The sequence below is a fragment of the Jiulongibacter sediminis genome (genome assembly GCF_001306455.1).
GTDB classification, from domain to species: Bacteria; Bacteroidota; Bacteroidia; order Cytophagales; family Spirosomataceae; genus Jiulongibacter; species Jiulongibacter sediminis.
Window position 1 is genome coordinate 1,153,355 of sequence record NZ_LGTQ01000005.1, and the last position, 17,271, is coordinate 1,170,625.

Annotated in this window: 18 protein-coding genes; 12 read left to right on the forward strand and 6 right to left on the reverse strand. The window is 41.7% G+C overall.

Translation table 11 applies throughout. From position 1 onward, the window contains the following. Positions 1 to 2: 2 nt before the first annotated feature. From dprA to AFM12_RS05135, 3 genes are read right to left on the reverse strand one after another with little or no spacing between them, the layout of a single operon-like run. On the reverse strand, positions 3 to 1,112 hold the full coding sequence (dprA, locus tag AFM12_RS05125; RefSeq protein ID WP_055144576.1) for a DNA-processing protein DprA: 1,110 nt from the start codon (positions 1,110 to 1,112) through the stop codon (positions 3 to 5). A gap of 5 nt (positions 1,113 to 1,117) precedes the next feature. After that, positions 1,118 to 1,429, reverse strand: a complete 312-nt coding sequence (locus AFM12_RS05130) for a MerR family transcriptional regulator (RefSeq protein ID WP_055144579.1) — start codon at positions 1,427 to 1,429, stop codon at positions 1,118 to 1,120. Between the two features lie 2 nt (positions 1,430 to 1,431). Beyond that, positions 1,432 to 2,850: a leucine-rich repeat domain-containing protein gene (locus AFM12_RS05135; RefSeq protein WP_055144582.1), complete on the reverse strand. Its 1,419-nt coding sequence runs from the start codon at positions 2,848 to 2,850 to the stop codon at positions 1,432 to 1,434. A 162-nt stretch (positions 2,851 to 3,012) separates the two neighbouring features. On the opposite strand from AFM12_RS05135, the gene alaS reads away from it, so the two are divergent. The 9 genes from alaS to AFM12_RS05175 all read left to right on the forward strand — a co-directional run bounded on the left by alaS (position 3,013) and on the right by AFM12_RS05175 (position 11,898). Beyond that, positions 3,013 to 5,679 carry an alanine--tRNA ligase gene (alaS, locus tag AFM12_RS05140; RefSeq protein ID WP_055145165.1) on the forward strand — a complete coding sequence of 889 codons (2,667 nt, stop codon included), beginning with the start codon at positions 3,013 to 3,015 and terminating at the stop codon, positions 5,677 to 5,679. Positions 5,680 to 5,826: 147 nt separating this feature from the next. Beyond that, positions 5,827 to 7,248: a hypothetical protein gene (locus AFM12_RS05145; RefSeq protein WP_055144585.1), complete on the forward strand. Its 1,422-nt coding sequence runs from the start codon at positions 5,827 to 5,829 to the stop codon at positions 7,246 to 7,248. A 251-nt stretch (positions 7,249 to 7,499) separates the two neighbouring features. Continuing rightward, entirely contained in the window at positions 7,500 to 7,892 is a 393-nt protein-coding gene (locus AFM12_RS05150) for a hypothetical protein (RefSeq protein ID WP_055144588.1), read from the forward strand. 135 nt (positions 7,893 to 8,027) lie between these two features. Then, positions 8,028 to 9,014, forward strand: coding sequence for an AraC family transcriptional regulator (locus AFM12_RS05155; RefSeq protein WP_055144591.1), 987 nt, complete (start codon positions 8,028 to 8,030; stop codon positions 9,012 to 9,014). 103 nt (positions 9,015 to 9,117) lie between these two features. Next, positions 9,118 to 9,489 (forward strand): DUF6567 family protein, encoded by a 372-nt coding sequence (locus AFM12_RS05160; RefSeq protein WP_055144594.1) that lies wholly within the window; start codon positions 9,118 to 9,120, stop codon positions 9,487 to 9,489. A 24-nt stretch (positions 9,490 to 9,513) separates the two neighbouring features. After that, complete coding sequence (locus AFM12_RS05165; RefSeq protein ID WP_229308460.1) at positions 9,514 to 10,221, forward strand: DUF4386 domain-containing protein; 708 nt, start codon at positions 9,514 to 9,516, stop codon at positions 10,219 to 10,221. A 12-nt stretch (positions 10,222 to 10,233) separates the two neighbouring features. Next, a complete protein-coding gene (locus tag AFM12_RS19675; protein ID WP_157687288.1) occupies positions 10,234 to 10,374 on the forward strand; it encodes a hypothetical protein in 141 nt (46 codons plus the stop codon). Between the two features lie 26 nt (positions 10,375 to 10,400). Continuing rightward, positions 10,401 to 11,189 carry an NAD(P)-dependent alcohol dehydrogenase gene (locus AFM12_RS05170; protein WP_055144597.1) on the forward strand — a complete coding sequence of 263 codons (789 nt, stop codon included), beginning with the start codon at positions 10,401 to 10,403 and terminating at the stop codon, positions 11,187 to 11,189. Between the two features lie 193 nt (positions 11,190 to 11,382). Beyond that, positions 11,383 to 11,898: a GNAT family N-acetyltransferase gene (locus AFM12_RS05175; protein ID WP_055144600.1), complete on the forward strand. Its 516-nt coding sequence runs from the start codon at positions 11,383 to 11,385 to the stop codon at positions 11,896 to 11,898. 53 nt (positions 11,899 to 11,951) lie between these two features. Here AFM12_RS05175 and AFM12_RS05180 read toward each other — a convergent pair whose 3' ends face one another. Further along, the gene (locus AFM12_RS05180) at positions 11,952 to 13,172 is read right to left on the reverse strand and encodes an alpha/beta hydrolase-fold protein (protein WP_055145171.1); all 1,221 of its coding nucleotides are present in this window, start codon (positions 13,170 to 13,172) and stop codon (positions 11,952 to 11,954) included. Between the two features lie 274 nt (positions 13,173 to 13,446). On the opposite strand from AFM12_RS05180, the gene AFM12_RS05190 reads away from it, so the two are divergent. Further along, positions 13,447 to 13,698: a DUF1304 family protein gene (locus AFM12_RS05190; protein WP_131458197.1), complete on the forward strand. Its 252-nt coding sequence runs from the start codon at positions 13,447 to 13,449 to the stop codon at positions 13,696 to 13,698. 22 nt (positions 13,699 to 13,720) lie between these two features. Here the strand turns inward: AFM12_RS05190 and AFM12_RS05195 are convergent, their stop codons facing one another. After that, positions 13,721 to 14,620, reverse strand: coding sequence for a hypothetical protein (locus AFM12_RS05195; protein WP_055144609.1), 900 nt, complete (start codon positions 14,618 to 14,620; stop codon positions 13,721 to 13,723). A 243-nt stretch (positions 14,621 to 14,863) separates the two neighbouring features. Here AFM12_RS05195 and AFM12_RS05200 point away from each other — a divergent pair, with 243 nt between their 5' ends. Together AFM12_RS05200 and AFM12_RS05205 are read left to right on the forward strand one after the other, a co-directional pair. After that, complete coding sequence (locus AFM12_RS05200; RefSeq protein WP_055144612.1) at positions 14,864 to 16,048, forward strand: MFS transporter; 1,185 nt, start codon at positions 14,864 to 14,866, stop codon at positions 16,046 to 16,048. Between the two features lie 71 nt (positions 16,049 to 16,119). Continuing rightward, positions 16,120 to 16,752, forward strand: a complete 633-nt coding sequence (locus tag AFM12_RS05205; protein WP_055144615.1) for a hypothetical protein — start codon at positions 16,120 to 16,122, stop codon at positions 16,750 to 16,752. Here AFM12_RS05205 and AFM12_RS05210 read toward each other — a convergent pair whose 3' ends face one another. Continuing rightward, positions 16,753 to 17,241: a hypothetical protein gene (locus tag AFM12_RS05210; RefSeq protein WP_055144618.1), complete on the reverse strand. Its 489-nt coding sequence runs from the start codon at positions 17,239 to 17,241 to the stop codon at positions 16,753 to 16,755. Between the last annotated feature and the right edge of the window lie 30 nt (positions 17,242 to 17,271).

The window sequence follows — 17,271 nt, forward strand, 5'->3', positions numbered from 1 at the left end:
GCCTAACGTAACTTAAACTTTTTACCCGGCAAAGCTTTTACGGCCTCCTGAAACTCAAGATTGAGCAGAAGGGAGGCCAGTTTATTTAAAGGAATATTCGATTCAAAACTCAGATCGTCTATCAGACATTCTCCTTTGTCTCTCAACAGAGATAAGATTTTGCTCTCATCGTCCGTAAATTGGGTTAAATCAAGCTCAGCCCGGTAAACTGCCTCACTTTTCTGACCGTCTAAATCCCAGCCCATGTCTTTCACCAAGGCGTTAATTGATGTAAAAATCCTCGCTTTGTTTCTCTTAATAAGGTTATTTGGCCCTTCTGAAAAAGGCTGATTGATATTCCCGGGTATGGCGTAAACATCCCGGTGATAGTTATTGGCATATTCGGCCGTAACCAAACCTCCACCACGTGCGGCAGATTCCACAATCAAAGTAACATCGCTTAAAGCAGCGATTATTCTGTTTCTGGCAATAAATTGAGGACCCACAGGAAGCGTACTATTTTTATTCTCGGTCACCAAAGCTCCTTTTTGAGCAATATCTCTGGCATATTTCTTATGGGCCGCCGGATAGACCGAATCAAGTCCGCCTGCCATTACAGCAATTGTACTCATCTCATTTTTAAGAGCTGATTTATGGGCTGTGATATCAATGCCATAGGCCAGACCACTGATGACTGAAACTCCGTAGGGCTTCAAGCCACTCACGATCTGATCTGTCACTTCTTTGCCGTATTCGGTGGCTTTACGAGTTCCAACTATCCCGATCGTTCGGTTTTCATTTAAATCTGATTCACCATGAACAAATAAAACCGGTGGAGCATCGTATAAACCTTTGAAACGCAAAGGGTATTCGGCATCCTGAAAAGTGATGATTTTGTAGCCTTTTTTGAGGCTATCTTCCAAAAGCCTTTCTGCCTCAATCAGACCTTCTGATGCTTTTTTGATTTTTGAGATATTACCCTTCCCAATGCCCTGCACTTTTTGCAATTGACCTGAAGGGGCCTCCAAAACGGCTCGGGCTGAACCAAAAAAACTGACGAGGTGCCTGAAAAGCACACCTCCTACCCCATCGGCCTCTTTAAGGGCCAGTTTGTAGATTAAATCTTCCTGCATGGACTTTATTCACCTCTCAGCCTGACCAGAACCTCCCTAAGGTTTTTCAGACGGCTGATGACCTCCTCGTTCTGTGTGGCTTCGTGTTTTCTTTTTTTGAGCTGCTCTTTAGCTCCTTGTATGGTATAGTTTTCTTCATCCAGCAAGGCTATGATTTCACCCAGCTGTAAAATGTCTTTCTTCGTAAAGGCTTTATTTTTGCCTACTGTTTTGATTTTCAACTCAAACTCTGCTTCATAAAACCTGATTTTTGAAGCCGCTACATCAAAATGCTCGGCCACCTCTTCAGTGCTATAATAGAGTTTTAAATCTTTCATTTCTAACGGACATTTACGCCTCTTGATTCCAAATCTACAATGAATTCCTGAAAAGCCGATTTGGTTTTTGGTTCGTCTTGCACAGGATTATCGCTGAGGAAGATATTCTCCAGTTTTTCTAAATTTTTTAGCATTTCGGGCACCTCTTTCAGACGATTGTTTGAAATGTCCAATTCGTAAATATCAGGTAATTCAATTATCACTTCAGGAAGCTTCTGAAAACGATTATAACCGATATCAAGATAGGTTACCGAAGGACTCAAAGAAGGGAGGGTTTCCAGCTTATTATGATGAGCATAAAGGGTTTGCAGATTATACAATTGACCCAACTCCTCAGGCAATTTCCATAAACGATTATTAGAAACTGCCAGCGTTTTTAAATGTTGAAGCTTAGCAATTTCAGGCGAAAGGATATTCAATGCGTTATAATAAAGGTCAAGCTCCTCCAGATTTTCAAAAGTCTCAATTCCTTCCGGATAGCGAACCAATTCGGCATTGTATAGATTGAGTGTTTTTAATGAAGGCATGGCCTTCATTTTTTGACTCTCCAGACTAGTCAGAAAATTATTGCCCAGTAATAAATCAGACAATGACCTGAGGCGATGAATATTATCAGGAATTTCAGTAACCCTATTGTATTGAATATTCAGCGAAACCAAATTTTTGTTTCTTCTGAAATTAAAATCATCATTACCAATCTGATTTCGACTGAGATTGAGATATTTCAGATTATCCAACTTCCATAACTTTCTGGGTACTTCTTTCAGCAGATTTTGCGTTAGATCCAGCTTTTCCAAATTCTCAAAACTGAAGATAATCTCCGGAAATTCTCTCAATTTCAGGTTGGAGAAATCAACGCTTTTAACGCTCAAAGGATCCACTATCATAGCTTCTTCAAGTGTGGAAATGGCTCCAGGTTCAACCTTTCTTTCACTCATTTTAAGGTTATAGCTCAACGGATAAAACTCTGAATTGAGTGAAACGCTGTGCATTCGGTATTCTCTTGCAAAATCGAAGAGAATAGTTCTTAACTTCTCCTCGAAGCCATCAGGATAATTATCATCATACCTCACCCTGTAGGTATCTTCGCTACTCCCTTCCATCGTTTCACGAGTCATGTAAAGAAGGCTTTTTATAAAGCCTTCCGGCCCCATTTCTACGGAAATATTGAGGGCTAAATCTGAATCGTATTCCTCAAAATCGAGTCCATTTTCAAGTGCAAAAACTTTGAGACTCTGCCAGATTTTATTGCGGGAAGGACCGTTCCATTGCCCAAAAGTAGTTCGCCGGCCTCTCAAACGACGCATGGTACTTAAATCTACCACCCCGTTTTTCTTTTCAAACTGATACATGTTCATGACCTCTACCTGAGCATAAGAAGAAACAGTGATAAAAAGAAACAGAACCGTTAGTAGACGCATCAATACCCAAATTGAAAAGACCCAAATTAACTAAAGAATTAGTAGTTCTAAAACAATTGCCAATTCTTTCGTCAAGCTTTTTATAAACGCTATTTTTGCGACGTTTTTGGAAATTCAAACCGCAAAGGCCCTCAAAAGGCCGTTTTAATTTTATACGCAATGATGACCTCTCACGAGATTCGTAAAGCATTTCTTGATTTTTTTGTTTCAAAACAGCACCTGATTGTTCCGTCAGCCCCGATGGTCGCCAAAAACGACCCGACGCTGATGTTCCAAAACTCAGGAATGGCCCAGTTTAAAGACTTTTTTCTGGGTAACGCCACCCCACCAGCCACAAGAATTGCAGATACTCAGAAATGTCTTCGTGTAAGCGGAAAGCATAATGACCTTGAAGAGGTGGGTTTTGACACCTACCACCATACGATGTTTGAGATGCTGGGCAACTGGTCATTCGGAGATTATTTCAAAACTGAAGCTCTTCACTGGGCCTATGAATTGCTGACAGAGGTCTATAAACTACCAAAAGACAGACTGTACGTCTCTGTTTTTGAGGGAGATAAAAAGGATAATGTACCGTTTGATCAGGAGGCTTTTGATATTTGGAAAAGTATTCTGGGTTCTGACGAACGCATCATTTACGGAAATAAAAAGGACAACTTCTGGGAAATGGGTGATGTAGGCCCCTGCGGACCTTGCTCTGAAATCCATATTGATTTAAGACCGGAAGAGGAAATCGCCAGGAAACCAGGTAAAGATTTAGTTAACGCTGATCACCCACAAGTAGTGGAAATCTGGAACGTGGTATTTATGCAGTTTGAGCGTAGAGCTGATGGCTCGCTGGATGTGCTGGAAGACAAATGCATCGATACCGGAATGGGCTTTGAACGCCTCTGTATGGCGATTCAAGGCAAGCAGTCGAACTATGACACCGATATTTTCCAGAACACCATTCAGGTACTGGAAGAAATGAGTGGACTGAAATACGGTGCCAATGGCACACTTTCTTCTGATAATTATGGCGATGTGGCTATGCGTGTGGTGGCTGACCATATCAGAGCGGTTGCTTTTGCTATCACTGACGGTCAGTTGCCTTCTAATAACGGAGCCGGCTATGTGATCCGTCGAATTTTGAGAAGAGCGATTCGTTATGGCTATTCGTATCTGAACTTCAAAGAGCCGTTTATGAGTAAACTGGTTCCTGTTTTGGCCAAGCAGTTTAAGGATGTTTTCCCTGAGCTGAAGCAGCAGGAAGAGTTTGTCACCAAGGTGATTGAAGAAGAAGAAAAAACCTTCCTTCGTACTTTGGACATGGGTCTTAAACGTTTGGATCAGATTTTTGAGAATGAAGCCGACAAAAAAGAGATTGACGGAAAAACAGTGTTTGAATTATCTGACACTTTTGGTTTCCCTGTAGATTTGACGGCTCTAATTGCCCGTGAGAAAGGTTTCAAAGTGGATGAGGCTGGTTTTAAAGCTGAGCTTGCCAAACAAAAAGAGCGTAGCCGTAAAGATGCGACGAAAGAAGCGGCCGACTGGTTTGAGGTCAATGAGCTGGATAACCCGAGTTATATCGGTTACGACCATCAGGAAGCCGTGACCAAGCTGGTGCAATACCGCAAAGTGAAAACCAAAAAAGGTGAGGAATTCCATGTGGTGCTGGAGCAAACGCCTTTCTACGCCGAAATGGGTGGTCAGGTTGGTGACACAGGTGTGTTGGAGTTTAAAACTCCGAAAAGTGAATTCACTTTAGAGGTCGTTGATTGTCAACTGGAGGCTGGTTTGCATGTACATATCGTGAAAAAGGCTCCGTTTGAAGACATCAGCATTGAAGACCTGAGAGCGGCTCAGGTGACGGCCAAAATTGATAAAACAAGACATTCCAATATCATTAAAAACCACTCGGCTACACACTTAATGCTGGCGGCCTTACGTGAGGTGCTGGGTGATCATATTGTACAGCGTGGTTCTTACCAAAATGACGAAGTAACGCGTTTCGACTTCTCTCACTTCTCGAAAGTGACGGATGAAGAGCTTCAAAAAGTGGAAGACATTGTCAATACCAAAATCAGACAAAACATTGCTCTGGACGAACGCCGCAATGTGCCGATTGACGAAGCCATGACGCTGGGAGCCACGGCTACTTTTGGTGAGAAATACGGTGATTTTGTACGTGTCATCATCTTTGACCCTAAATTCTCCATTGAGCTTTGCGGGGGTAACCACGTACCGGCTACGGGAGAAATCGGTTTGTTTAAATTCACTTCAGAGGGTTCTGTTTCTGCCGGTGTTCGCCGCGTGGAAGCTGTGACAGGTATCAAAGCTCTGGAAAGACTTCGTGAGCAGGAGGCCATCATCAATGAGCTGAAAGCTGTGATGAAATCACCTCAGGATCTGGTCGCCAGCATCAAAGCACTGCAGGAAGAGAAAACCGCTTTGCAGAAAAAGGTAGAAGCTCTGGAAAACGAGAAACTGCAAAACGTGAAGCTTGACCTACTCAAAACCGTTGTGGAAAAAGACGGAGCTCAGCTCATATCGGCCAAAGTGGAAGTAGCCAACGCCGACGCTTTAAAACAACTGACCTACGATCTGAAAGCCAAACTGGAAAAACCGTATGTCGTTCTGGGAACAGAATTAAACGGCAAGCCCTTACTGGCAGTTATGATCGATGACAGTCTGGTCAGCGATACCCTTCATGCCGGTAAAATTGTCAAAGAAGCCGCCAAAGAAATGCGTGGCGGCGGCGGCGGTCAGCCTCATTTCGCTACAGCCGGTGGCTCAGATGTGAATGGTCTGCAGAAGGCGATTGAGAAGGCGGTGAGTTTTCTTTAAGAGTTAGAACATCTTGAATATTGAAAAGCCGGGGCGGGAGCTTCGGCTTTTTTTATGATTGATCAAACCAAACTTTGGATAAACAATCATTAACTTCAGAGTTAATATAACCAATTAATCCTTTATTGATGGCAAAATACCACGCATATGCTGAAAATATATTTTGATACGAATATTTACTCCTCATTGAGTAAGAATGAAGATAAAGAGCTCAATAATTTCCTTAAAAATAAGTCCGAAAATGAGTTTTTATTCCTCTACAGTCAAGCTCATTTGAATGATTTAAACAGTGATTTAACCGACAATAAGTTCAAAGAATTAAGAACAATAGGAGAATTAGCAAGTACAAATTTTTTGCATTTTGATTATAAGGAAAAGCGTGTAACAAACTCAATTGCCGAAGTTGAGGAAGTATTCCAGTACATGTCAAATTCAGATGAGGGTATCAAAAACATATTTGACGATTTATTTAAGAAAACTGGAGATCCTATTTGGGACACTTGGATCAATTTATTCAAGGATCAAAACATTGATCTAGGACCTCATATTGAGGAAATAATGTCCCGACCTGATAGTGACTTAGAAAAAGCTCAACTAAAGTCTTTTGGCCTAACTCAGAGGTATTACACCATTGATGAGTTGCTCAAATACCTTGCTAAAATTACGGATGATTTTGAGAACAAACCTGAGCTTCTAAGAAGTATTAGACTGGAGAGTATGAAACAACTTGAGGTGAATAAATTGAATATCAAGATCAATGAAGTAGATTTTGACAAAAAGTTAGTTGAGAGTAAGCTGGGCAAAACTTACGCACAGCTTATCTCTGAACAACTTGAAAACATGCCTAAAGACCAAAAAGGCTTTTTCACAGAATTTACACTAGGCTATAATTTAATTAATTTCTATGGATTGGATTATGAGAAAAATAGAAAAGTAAAGTTTAAAAACACTCAAAATGATGGACAGCATGCATTCTTCGGGGGAATGGCAGACATTATTGTCAGTCAGGATAAAGGCTTATTGAACAAATGTCGCTTTTTGTACAATTACTATGGCGTTGATACAAAAATTATTTCTCTTGAACAATTCAAAATATTCATAAAAGACTACAGAACAAACAATTACACTTTAGAGTCTGTATTCATTTCTGATTTATTTTCAAGAAGAAGGAGAAGCATAATTTTGAATGGAAAACGTCCAATGCTAAGGCACAATCAGAGTGAAGAAATAATGATAATCGACTGGAGCTACTGGGGATTTTTCAATCGACTATCTGAAGTAAAATCATACGATAACGATGATGAATATATCATTCTCTACAAGCAAAATTATCGAACTGGAGATACTACATTTTATAAGGAATTAAAGTTCATCATTGAATCTATGAATTTGATGCTCAAAGCAGACTTCAATACCCTTTCTCAAGAAGAGATTAAATTAATCGAGGAAAACAATTGGAAGGGCTTTTGGTGGCATACAGATGTAACTGACTACTGGCTTAGATTTAACAAAGAAACAAAAAGGTTTGGACTACAAATTGGGCCATTAAATAACAAGGCCCCAGACTAACTTCGATTTAATTCCTTCTCCTCGAAATCTATTCAACTTCAAAGTAAATGGCCACATGGTCTTCTAACAAAACCTGATGCAAAGCCAGAATCATTTTTCTACAGCCAAAAGACCATACAAAACTCACGTTAAATAAAACATTTGCCAATCTCCTGGCCACAACCGAGAAAATACATTCTTAATGGGGTATCTTACTTACAGGCTAACAAGTTAGCTTCTGTTCTTTCAAAAAACTTCTGAAAACTACGCCCATGAAACTATCTTCTCTCTTTCTTCTTGTTACCCTTTCGGTCATTTTGACCAATTGCACCAAAACCGATGATGTCGACCCTGATGTCATTGATAAGCTCCTCGGCACCTATGACGTCTTTGAGCAATGTGATAAAACGCTGGACTGGACATACACCATTGAAATCGTAAAATCAACGACTTCTGATGCCGATGTAATCATCAAAAACTTTGGAGATTATAAACGGGAAGTTCCGGCTACGGTCAGTAATGATGCCCTTCTTTATGACTATGCCGAACCCGAGTTTACGCTAAGAGGAAACGGCGATATTTTGGTGGATGCCCTTACCCTCTACTATGTCAATACAGAGAAAGACTTTGTCTTGACCTGCACGGCCAATTGTACTAAGCAATAGGCGGGACTTGAACAATAGACTTTCTATTAAGCAAATGAAACTCGAAAAACTGGTTTATTAATCTGTTAGCAGATTCAGAACTTCTTGCTTAATTTAGAAATTCTCTTTCTTAAGAATTGATACTTAGTCAGACTAATGCATTTTGTAAGTGCCAGTATTTATCATAAAGCAGTATATCTGGCTCTGAAAGAAGGGCTGTCTCCGCAGTCTATCCGGCATCATAAAGATGCTCCCGAACTTCAAAAAAGTAGTAAATATATCCCCATCTCATTTTTGTATGATGTTTACGAAGGGGCAGATCAACAACTTTCGGCCGGATTTAGTGTAAGACAAGGCATGCAACTTGATTCTGACGACTACGGGACGCTCGGCCTTTCCTGGAAAACCTGTTGGCTGGCCCGCGAGGTCTTTGACCGGCTGGAGCGTTTTATGATTCTGGTAACCGATCACGGCAATATCCGATTAGAAGAATCCGGTGGTTTCACCACGCTTGAAATTGTAAGAAACCCCAATCGAAGAGGAGTGGAAATGGCCAATGAAGTTTCCTTTGTGATGATCGCCGGAATTTTCATAGAAGTCACCGGTAAAGATATTTCACCTTCAGCAATTCAGTTCAAACACTCCGCTGCTTCGGGTCAACTGTTTGAAGACTACTTTCAATGTAAAGTTTCTTTTGACCAGTCAAAAAATATAATTTCCTACAAAACAGCTGACATCACAGTTCCTACGCTCAAAGCTGACAAAAGTATTCATCAGTTTTTGCTGGAGCGTATGAATGAAGAGAAAGAAGGCATTTATCAAAGTGCTGATCACCTTTTGAAAGAAATCATCAGACTCATTACCGAAGCTTTACCGAGCGGAATCCCAAGTATCATTCAGGTTGCCGAATACCTTGGCCTCAGTGCAAGAACTCTTAAAAGAAGACTGGCTGACAAAGGACTCACCTTCAGAGAACTCGTTCAGAATATTCAACAGGATGAGGCCCGAAACCTCCTCCGTAACCCTGGCCTTTCCATGGGTGAAATCGCTTTCCAAACCGGTTTCTCTGAACAAAGTGCCTTTAACCGGGCCTTCAAACGCTGGACCGGCCTCTCCCCCGCCGATTACCGAAAAAATTCCTGAAAAGAAATCACTGGCCTGAAGTGTCAAGGCATTGGCCTCTTTGGTCAAAAAATCGGGTATGGTACCCGGTACTTTTGCTATTGAACATTAAACAATAGCAATTATGAAAAAGACAAACAAATTTATGATGGGTCTCGTACTCATGGCCGGGCTAAGCTCTTGTGGTGTGAACCACAGCTGGATTCTGAATCAAAATCAAAACCAAACACAGGTACACCTGGGTGACCGAAATTTCAAAACCCTCGGCAGAGTCCAGGGCACGGCAGAAGTAGAATATGCTTTACTTTTCGGAGGTGTCAAAAAGAAACAGCTTTACAGCAAAGCTTATGCTCAAATGCTGGAGAATGCCGGGCTGGAGCAAGGTTCAAGGGCTGTTACGAATGTTATCACCGAAGAACACCTTGGCGGTGCCCCACCCTTCTATACCAAAAGAACACTGACGGTATCAGCCAGTCTTGTGGAGTTTACTGATTAACCTTCCATTAAAATGAACACTATTATGAAAAAGTTGGAATTCAATTCCATGACAAAAAGCCAGGTGAGATTCACCGGCTTTTTGTATCTCCTTGTCATCATTTGTGCCGGCTTCAGTCAAGGGTATGTACGGGCTAATCTGGTCGTTGCGGGTGACGCAGCGGCCACAGCAGCTAATATCCTTTCCAATGAAGGCTTATTTCGTATAGGTTTGGTCGCTGACCTCATCGCTTTTTTACTGGATGCGGTTCTATCAGTACTTTTTTATAAAATGCTGAAACCCTATGGTCAATCGCTGGCTCTGGTATCCTCTTCGTTACGATTACTCGCACACCCGGCCATCGGTACACTCAATCTACTGAATCATTATATGGCTTTGCATGTCTTGGGTGAAGCCGGCTTTATGCAGGCTTTTGAGCCTGCTAAGCTGGAAGCTCTCAGCCTATTTTTCATGGAAGCCCATCGCTACGGCTATCTACTGGCGGGTGGTTTCTTCGGAATACATTGCCTTCTGCTTGGAGTCCTTTTGATCAGATCGGGTTTGATTCCACGTGTCTTTGGTTTTATGATGATGATTGCCGGAATTGGTTACCTCATGGAAACCTTTGGTGACTTTCTTTTTCCCGGGAATGAGCATTGGCTCGCATGGGTGGTCGGACTTTCGGCGGCCTTAGGTGAAGTGGAGCTTACTCTTTATATGCTCATCAAAGGAGTCAAAAAAACATCTCACTAAAATTTTATGGTTATGAAAGCTATCATTAGAGAAAACTACGGAAACTCATCCATTTTACAACTCAGGGAAACCGAAAGACCGGAGCCAGGTCAAGGACAAGTCTTAATCAGAGTACTTGCCTCAGGTGTCAATAAAGCTGATTTGCATCTTTAATCGGAAAACCATTCCCCATTCGGCTCATGGCAGGGCTTATCCGCCCAAAATATAAAATACTGGGAGCTGATGTCTGTGGAATCGTGGACCGAATTGGCCCGGGAGTGACTCAGTTCAAGCCGGGCATGGAAGTGTATGGAGACTTGTCTGCATCCGGGTTTGGGAGTTTTGCTGAATTTGCGATCGCCAATGAAAACGCTTTGAATATGAAACCATCGGGTATTGGTTACAAAGAAGCCGCCTCCACTCCCATGGCCGCCATTACAGCTTTACAAGGCCTGCGTGATCATGGAAAACTCAAGACAGGTGAAAAAGTATTGGTTATTGGAGCGGCCGGAGGTGTCGGCAGTTTTGCGATTCAAATGGCTAAGATTCTTGGTGCTCGGGTCTCGGCAGTTTGTGGATCTTCATCGGTCTCAACTTTGCAAACAATGGGAGTACAACAGGTTTTTGACTATCAACAGAAAGATATCACTTCTATCGACCAGAGATTTGATCTTATTTTTGATACTGCCGGTAAATATCCTTTATCTAAAATCAGGAAACTTCTGGAGCCCGGGGGCTGGTATATCTCCACCGTTTTTTCACCTTCAGCACTGCTGACAGGTCTTTGCTTTTCATCCATTTCTGATAATGCCTTTGGCGGATTCTTAGCAAAAACCAATCAGGCTGATCTTCAATATCTCGGTAAACTGTTGGAGGAAGGAAAACTCAAACCACTGATTCACAAGACATACATACTTGATGATGTACCTGAAGCTCTCTCTGATTTAAGCAGAGGCAAGATTACCGGAAAACTGGTCATTACCATTTAAGTCAGCTTTTTTTACTCAATCACCTCTCGGCAGCACAGACTTCAGAGAGGTTTTATGTTGGACAGGATTCTGAAAAGATAAAACTTTCAGGCCATCTCAATTACATCCAGGAAATGTACGCGAGTCAAAATAAAGGCTATTAATATTCAGGAACCTTCGATTTATCTTGCAGAAAATTTGTTGCTTCACCTTTATGTCATTTCGTATCAGACTTGCCGTCTTTCAAGACATCGAAGAACTGGATATACTTATCAATTCGGCCTTTCGTGGTGATTCCTCCCGAAAAGGCTGGACCACCGAAGCTGACCTTCTAGGTGGAATACGGACAGATCAAAGTCAACTAAAAACATTTATTGAAGAGCCTGACAGTGACATCTGGATCTATGAAGAAGATGGCCGGGCTTTGGGATGCATCCATTTGAGATATCGTAAGGATCACATTTATTTGGGTATGTTTACGGTTTCTCCTTCTCACCAAGGGTTAGGAATCGGGAAAACACTAATGAAGTTTTCCGAGGAAAAGGCCATGGAATTAAAAACACCAAAAATGGAGATCACGGTGCTTACCCTTCGCACCGACCTGATTGCCTGGTATGAGCGTCATGGATATTTCAGAACGGGAGAAATACGCCCTTTTCCAATGGATAATCCTGATTTTGGTCTGCCAAAGGTTTTTCTGGAGCTGGCCGTGCTTGTGAAAGAATTATGAAATCTAAGAGACTAAAAAAGATTCTGAAAGGGATGCAGACTATTCAGCCAGAACTACTGATCTGCCTTTGTTCTAAGCCTTTCTATCGCTTTGGCATAACTCTCTTCATATCCCATTTTATACTTTTTTGAGATTTCTGTAGCCTTTTCAAAAGTTGAAATAGCCAGGTCTATCTGACCGCTTTTTTCATACAATTGAGCAAGGCTGGTTAAAAGCCCCACGTAGGTAGGATAGGCTTCAGTGGCCCTTTTTAGAACTACGATGGCCTCTGCAATTCTGCCTGCTTCATGAAGCCGTGAATAAAGCTTAATGTATTCCATAGCCGGGCGTCTTGTCAATTCGCCGTACCGGTTTAAAAGGTCTTGCTCCTGCTCGATAAATTTTTCCTTTGTAAAATCTTCTAAGGATAAGTTTGCCTTCTTTAAATCGGAAAAAATAAAGCGTAAGCCATTATAGTTTAAAAGAAGCCGGCTTTGATTATGGTCCTCATCTCCCACTTCCTCGAATTTCCACCGCAAAGCTCCGGGGGGGGTGACTTTGACCACTTCAGTAAAACGTTTTAATTCCTGTTTCATCCCCCATCCGTCATCTCCTCCGATACCGAAATAGATTGTTTTATGAAGTGTTCCTTCAGACTTGAAAAAACGTTCAGCTCTTAGTATCATCTCTTCATTATTCCACCACAAAGCGGGAGCCTGTATGATAAATGCATCAAAAAGGTCAGGATTCTCCATCAGGGCAAACGTAGCGAACAAGCCACCGAAAGAATGCCCTTCCAGAATCCGAAAAGGGTGCGTCCTGTATTTCTCTTCCACAAACGGGATGAGTTCGTCTTCCAAAAATTTCAAAAACAAAGGTGCACCCCCACTCTGAGGAATTCCCGCACCCCCAGCCGCACCATATGTATTCTCACCCGCTCTGGAAGGAGTGAAATCTTTTGCTCTGTCTAAACTTTCGATCCCTACGATAATGAGTGGTGAGATAAGCCCCGTCTCCGCCAGTAGTTCGGCCGTTGCAATGGTATGTTTGATATTAGCGAGGCCATCCAAAAGGTATAGAACCGAATAATGGGCTTTTGTTTCCTCATAGCCCTGTGGCAATGAAATGATTACCGGGCGTTCTTCATCTAAAATATCGGAGTTAAGCATGTATCGCGTTCCCAGCCCCAAAAGCTGATTGTTTTCGTTTACGGGAATGTTCGCTGCCAACTGACCACAGGAAAAATGATTTGAAATGAGGGCAATAAACAGAAAAGGTAATGTTCTGGCTTTCATTGATTTTTGACTTAAGAGTACGATGAGATATTTCAATCGATGCTCAGGTTATATGATAGTGGCAAAGATCAAGGATGGACTTTGGGGCCTATTGACCCTTCATGCCAATCATTTGACATTTCAGGCCACCGGGTTAAACTAATTACCCAAACTCTTTTCGGATCGTAATCTCTTCTTTGAAATTTGTCAAAAACATCCCAAAAGCAAGGTTGCTTTTGTTGAGTTGCACGACTAAGTTTGTCTCCGGACATTGTATAAACCTGAACGACTCACCATGGAAAATAATGATTCAAACCTGACACTGGAGGAACTTCAGGACGAAGAAAAGAAACTAAAAAAGAATGAACTCCTGGCCGCTGGAGGAATAGGCTTTCTTGCCGGAATTATCCTTTACGGTTTGTTTACAGGTGGTTTTGGGTTTCTTTATACCGGTATTTCTGTTGGCTTGATTTATATGATCATCAAGAATTCCAGGAAATCGAAGGAGCGGTTGAAGGTTATTCGGGAAGAGTTAAATAAAAGGTAATTTGCTTAACAAGAAGCTTGAATTAGTAATCAAGATCAGCCGAGGCGTAAGTAACCCAAATTCTGTAGCTGCGAAGAATAAAATCACATCCGGCAACGGCCCCAAATTCAAAGTCGATATTGCTTCCACTTATTTTGTAAGCGTACTCGTGGTTATTGAACCTTTCGCCTGGCCCGTACCAATTATTATTATCATGACTAACGAGTACGTCAACTGAAATTATTCTATTCTCATTTAAACCTAATCCGATACTTAGCGACGAATTACTCGAGCAGGTTCCGGTAGCCTGAGAGTTGATGAGTTTTGTTTTGTACGGGACCGACTCACTACCCGATTTTGTAAAGCCATTGACATCGAGGCGAGTTTCGGGGTTTGTGTTATTTATTCCAACCCATCCATTTCCGAGAATGGTCATTGCATTACCGTAACCACTATTATAAATATTTAGCCTGTCGTTCTCAAGGGCTTCTCCATTACCGAAAGCAGCAATATCCCAGTATCGTCCTCTGCCCTCCAGTATCGATACTGCCGTACCTGTTTGAGTATATCCTGTGGTCCTTATCCAGGAATTCCTAAACCTAAGTCTGGAATAACCATCAGGACTGTTTTCATCCAAAAGAAGCTGAGGGCCTTGGCCGGACCCATCATTATGACCACTAGACCGCGTTCGAATATGAAACTTTGAATGTGTTGGATAATTCAAAGTATTGCCAGTGTAGAAATGCGTATTGACCCCAATATTCCCATATCCATCTGATAAAATCATGATTGGTGTGTCATCAACCCCAATGACTGTAGGCCGTTCATTATCAGAGCCTAAAAACATTTGAAAACCATCATCAGCAGGCCTTAGAACCAGTTGTGCCTGAAGCAGTTGAATTGTTAGCAAGAATAATAAAGAAGTGGTCAGTACTTTTTTCATAGGAACAGGAGTTCCCCAAAACAAGTATACTCAGCTCTCGTTCAAAAGATTATTTGAAGAGTTTTATTTTATGACACGACAATTGTTAATGGTGGGGAGAGAGTCGATTTAACGGTTACCAAAAAATAGTACCATTCTCACAAACAATTATAACCATCTATAAAAGTGAGGTTTAGAATTAAAAGGTATAGTAATTGAGCAAAAGCTTCTTCCCAATTTTGCGATATAGAATTACGGAAAACGATGACTATTGATTATCAGATAGCAGATAAAGGCCTGGCCACAAATATTCAATCGACAAGATCAAGAGTAAGGCTGGCCGTATCAGCTTTTTACTTTTTTCAAGGCTTGTGCTTTGCCTCGTGGGCCAGTCGAATTCCAGATATTAAGTCAGCTCTGATGCTTTCTGACGGTGCCATGGGTTCCATTCTTTTTGCCCTGCCTGCCGGTCAGATGCTCACCATGCCCTTCTCCGGATTTTTAGCCAGCAAGTACGGCAGTAAGAAAATTATGCGTTTTGCACCGCCCATGTATGCCATCGCTATGGTTTCCTTGTCACTAGCTACCAGCTCTTTACAACTGGCCATGGCTTTATTCTTTTTTGGAATTACCGGAAACATCAGCAATATCGCCATCAATACCCAAGCTGTAGTGGCTGAAAAAATGTATCGCAGGCCTATCATGGCCTCCTTTCATGGCTCATGGAGTCTGGCTGGCTTCGCAGGTGCACTAATTGGTTTGTTGATGGGTATTTTGCAGCTCTCGCCCACTCATCACTTTCTGATGGTTTGTGCGGTGGCCATTGGATCTACCTTGCTCAACTCCAATTACCTACTAGATGATGTTAGCAGCTCACCAGAAAGAAAGAAATTCTTCACCAAACCAGATGGACTTCTTTTTTCGCTGGGTGTCGTAGGTTTCTTTGCCATGTCTTGCGAAGGAGCAATGTTTGACTGGAGCGGTGTTTACTTCAAAGATATCGTGGGTGCCACCGGCGGCTGGGTAACTTTAGGATATGCCAGTTTCATGGTCATGATGACTGCCGGCCGATTCATCGGTAATAAATTTATTTCGGCCTTTGGTCAGAAAAGGCTCATGCAAATCAACGGAGCTTTAATTGCCATCGGCTTATTGATCTCTGTTTTGTTACCAACCATTCCTACCGCTGTTTTCGGCTTCCTTTTGGTTGGTTTTGGGGTTTCTACCAATATCCCCATCGTTTTCAGTTTGGCAGGAGCCCACAAAACAATGGCTCCCAGCAAGGCTCTGGCGGCTGTTTCCAGCATCAGTTATTTAGGTTTTTTGCTTGGCCCACCCATGATCGGGTATATTTCTGAGGTCTTTAACCTTAGAATTTCCTACCTGCTGATTGCCGTTTTTGGATTGATGATCAGTTTGATGGTGACGCGATTGAAAGCGATGAAATAAGTCAGCCTCCCGTCTTCTGCCGATTTATTTTAAGGTTTGGTAACGCCATTATGACGATCCTAAATTGCGATATGCAATCATGGATTAAAAAAGTCTGTTTGGCCATAAGTTTTTTGATTCTTTCCGGTCAAAGTTGTTTCGCCGATTCTCCTTTAAGGTCCACTCAATTTTATGAGGCTTACGAAGATGAAGAAATTGTACAGATCGCTGCCGAAGCCAATGGTGTACTAAACAATCAATTGATTGACTTTATTCTAAACAAAGAAAATCCAATTGACCTGAAATTGGCAGCTATAAACAGGTTAGTCCTATTAAAAGAGAATTTGAATAACTCTGAAATTCTGGTCAACTATGCCATTGAGAATGGTTTATATCAGAACAAATCTGAGTTGTACAGACTGTCTGATGCTGATCTCAAAATTTGTCTGGCCTATCTTCAGGCCTTTGATGAAAAGGTTTCTTTAAGCGTTGCCTCATCTACTGCCTGGTCTGCCACCTACAGGAATAAAACCAGTTTTTCTATCCACATCATTTATGCCATTATAGAGGCCCAGATGGTGAATTATGAAGATGAATGGTGTAAAATTTATCAATTCACCGATGAAGTTCGTCAAAACACCTCTTTAAAGATGGATATGAAGCCAGAGGCCGTCAAAATCATTTTTGAGTACATGGATTTGTATAAAGAGTATTGCGAAGAGTAACTACCAGCTGTACCCCAGGCTTACTCCAATTAAAGGCAGAAAAGCCCACTTCACCCTGTAAAACGGCGTAAAGCCTGCTCTGAATAAGAAATGATCTGCTTTTTGGTAACGGTAGCCTAAACTACCATGCAAAGACAATGGAGAGTCATTTCCACTATATTTTCGCCAGAATACCGGAGAAACACTCAAACCCAGACCGCTCTCAAAATAGTGTGATCTCCTTCCACTCAGGTGAAAATACATGACTCCGGGAGTTGGTAAAACAAGATTAGGATATTCTTCTTCGTCCGCTTCCTTTTCAAACTCATTATCAAGAAGCGTCAGTCCCAGGTTCAATCTGTTGCGGCTATTTAGAGGCACTTCAAAATTGCCGGACACAAAGCCCTTACCTCCCAGTTCCAGATAAATTGCTTTACCCAAAATGGTCTGATTTTGAGCTATACCAGTCAGAGAAAAAAAGACCAAAAGAGATATCAATACGGGTTTCATAATTAAACATAAATTTTTCTAACGGCTAAA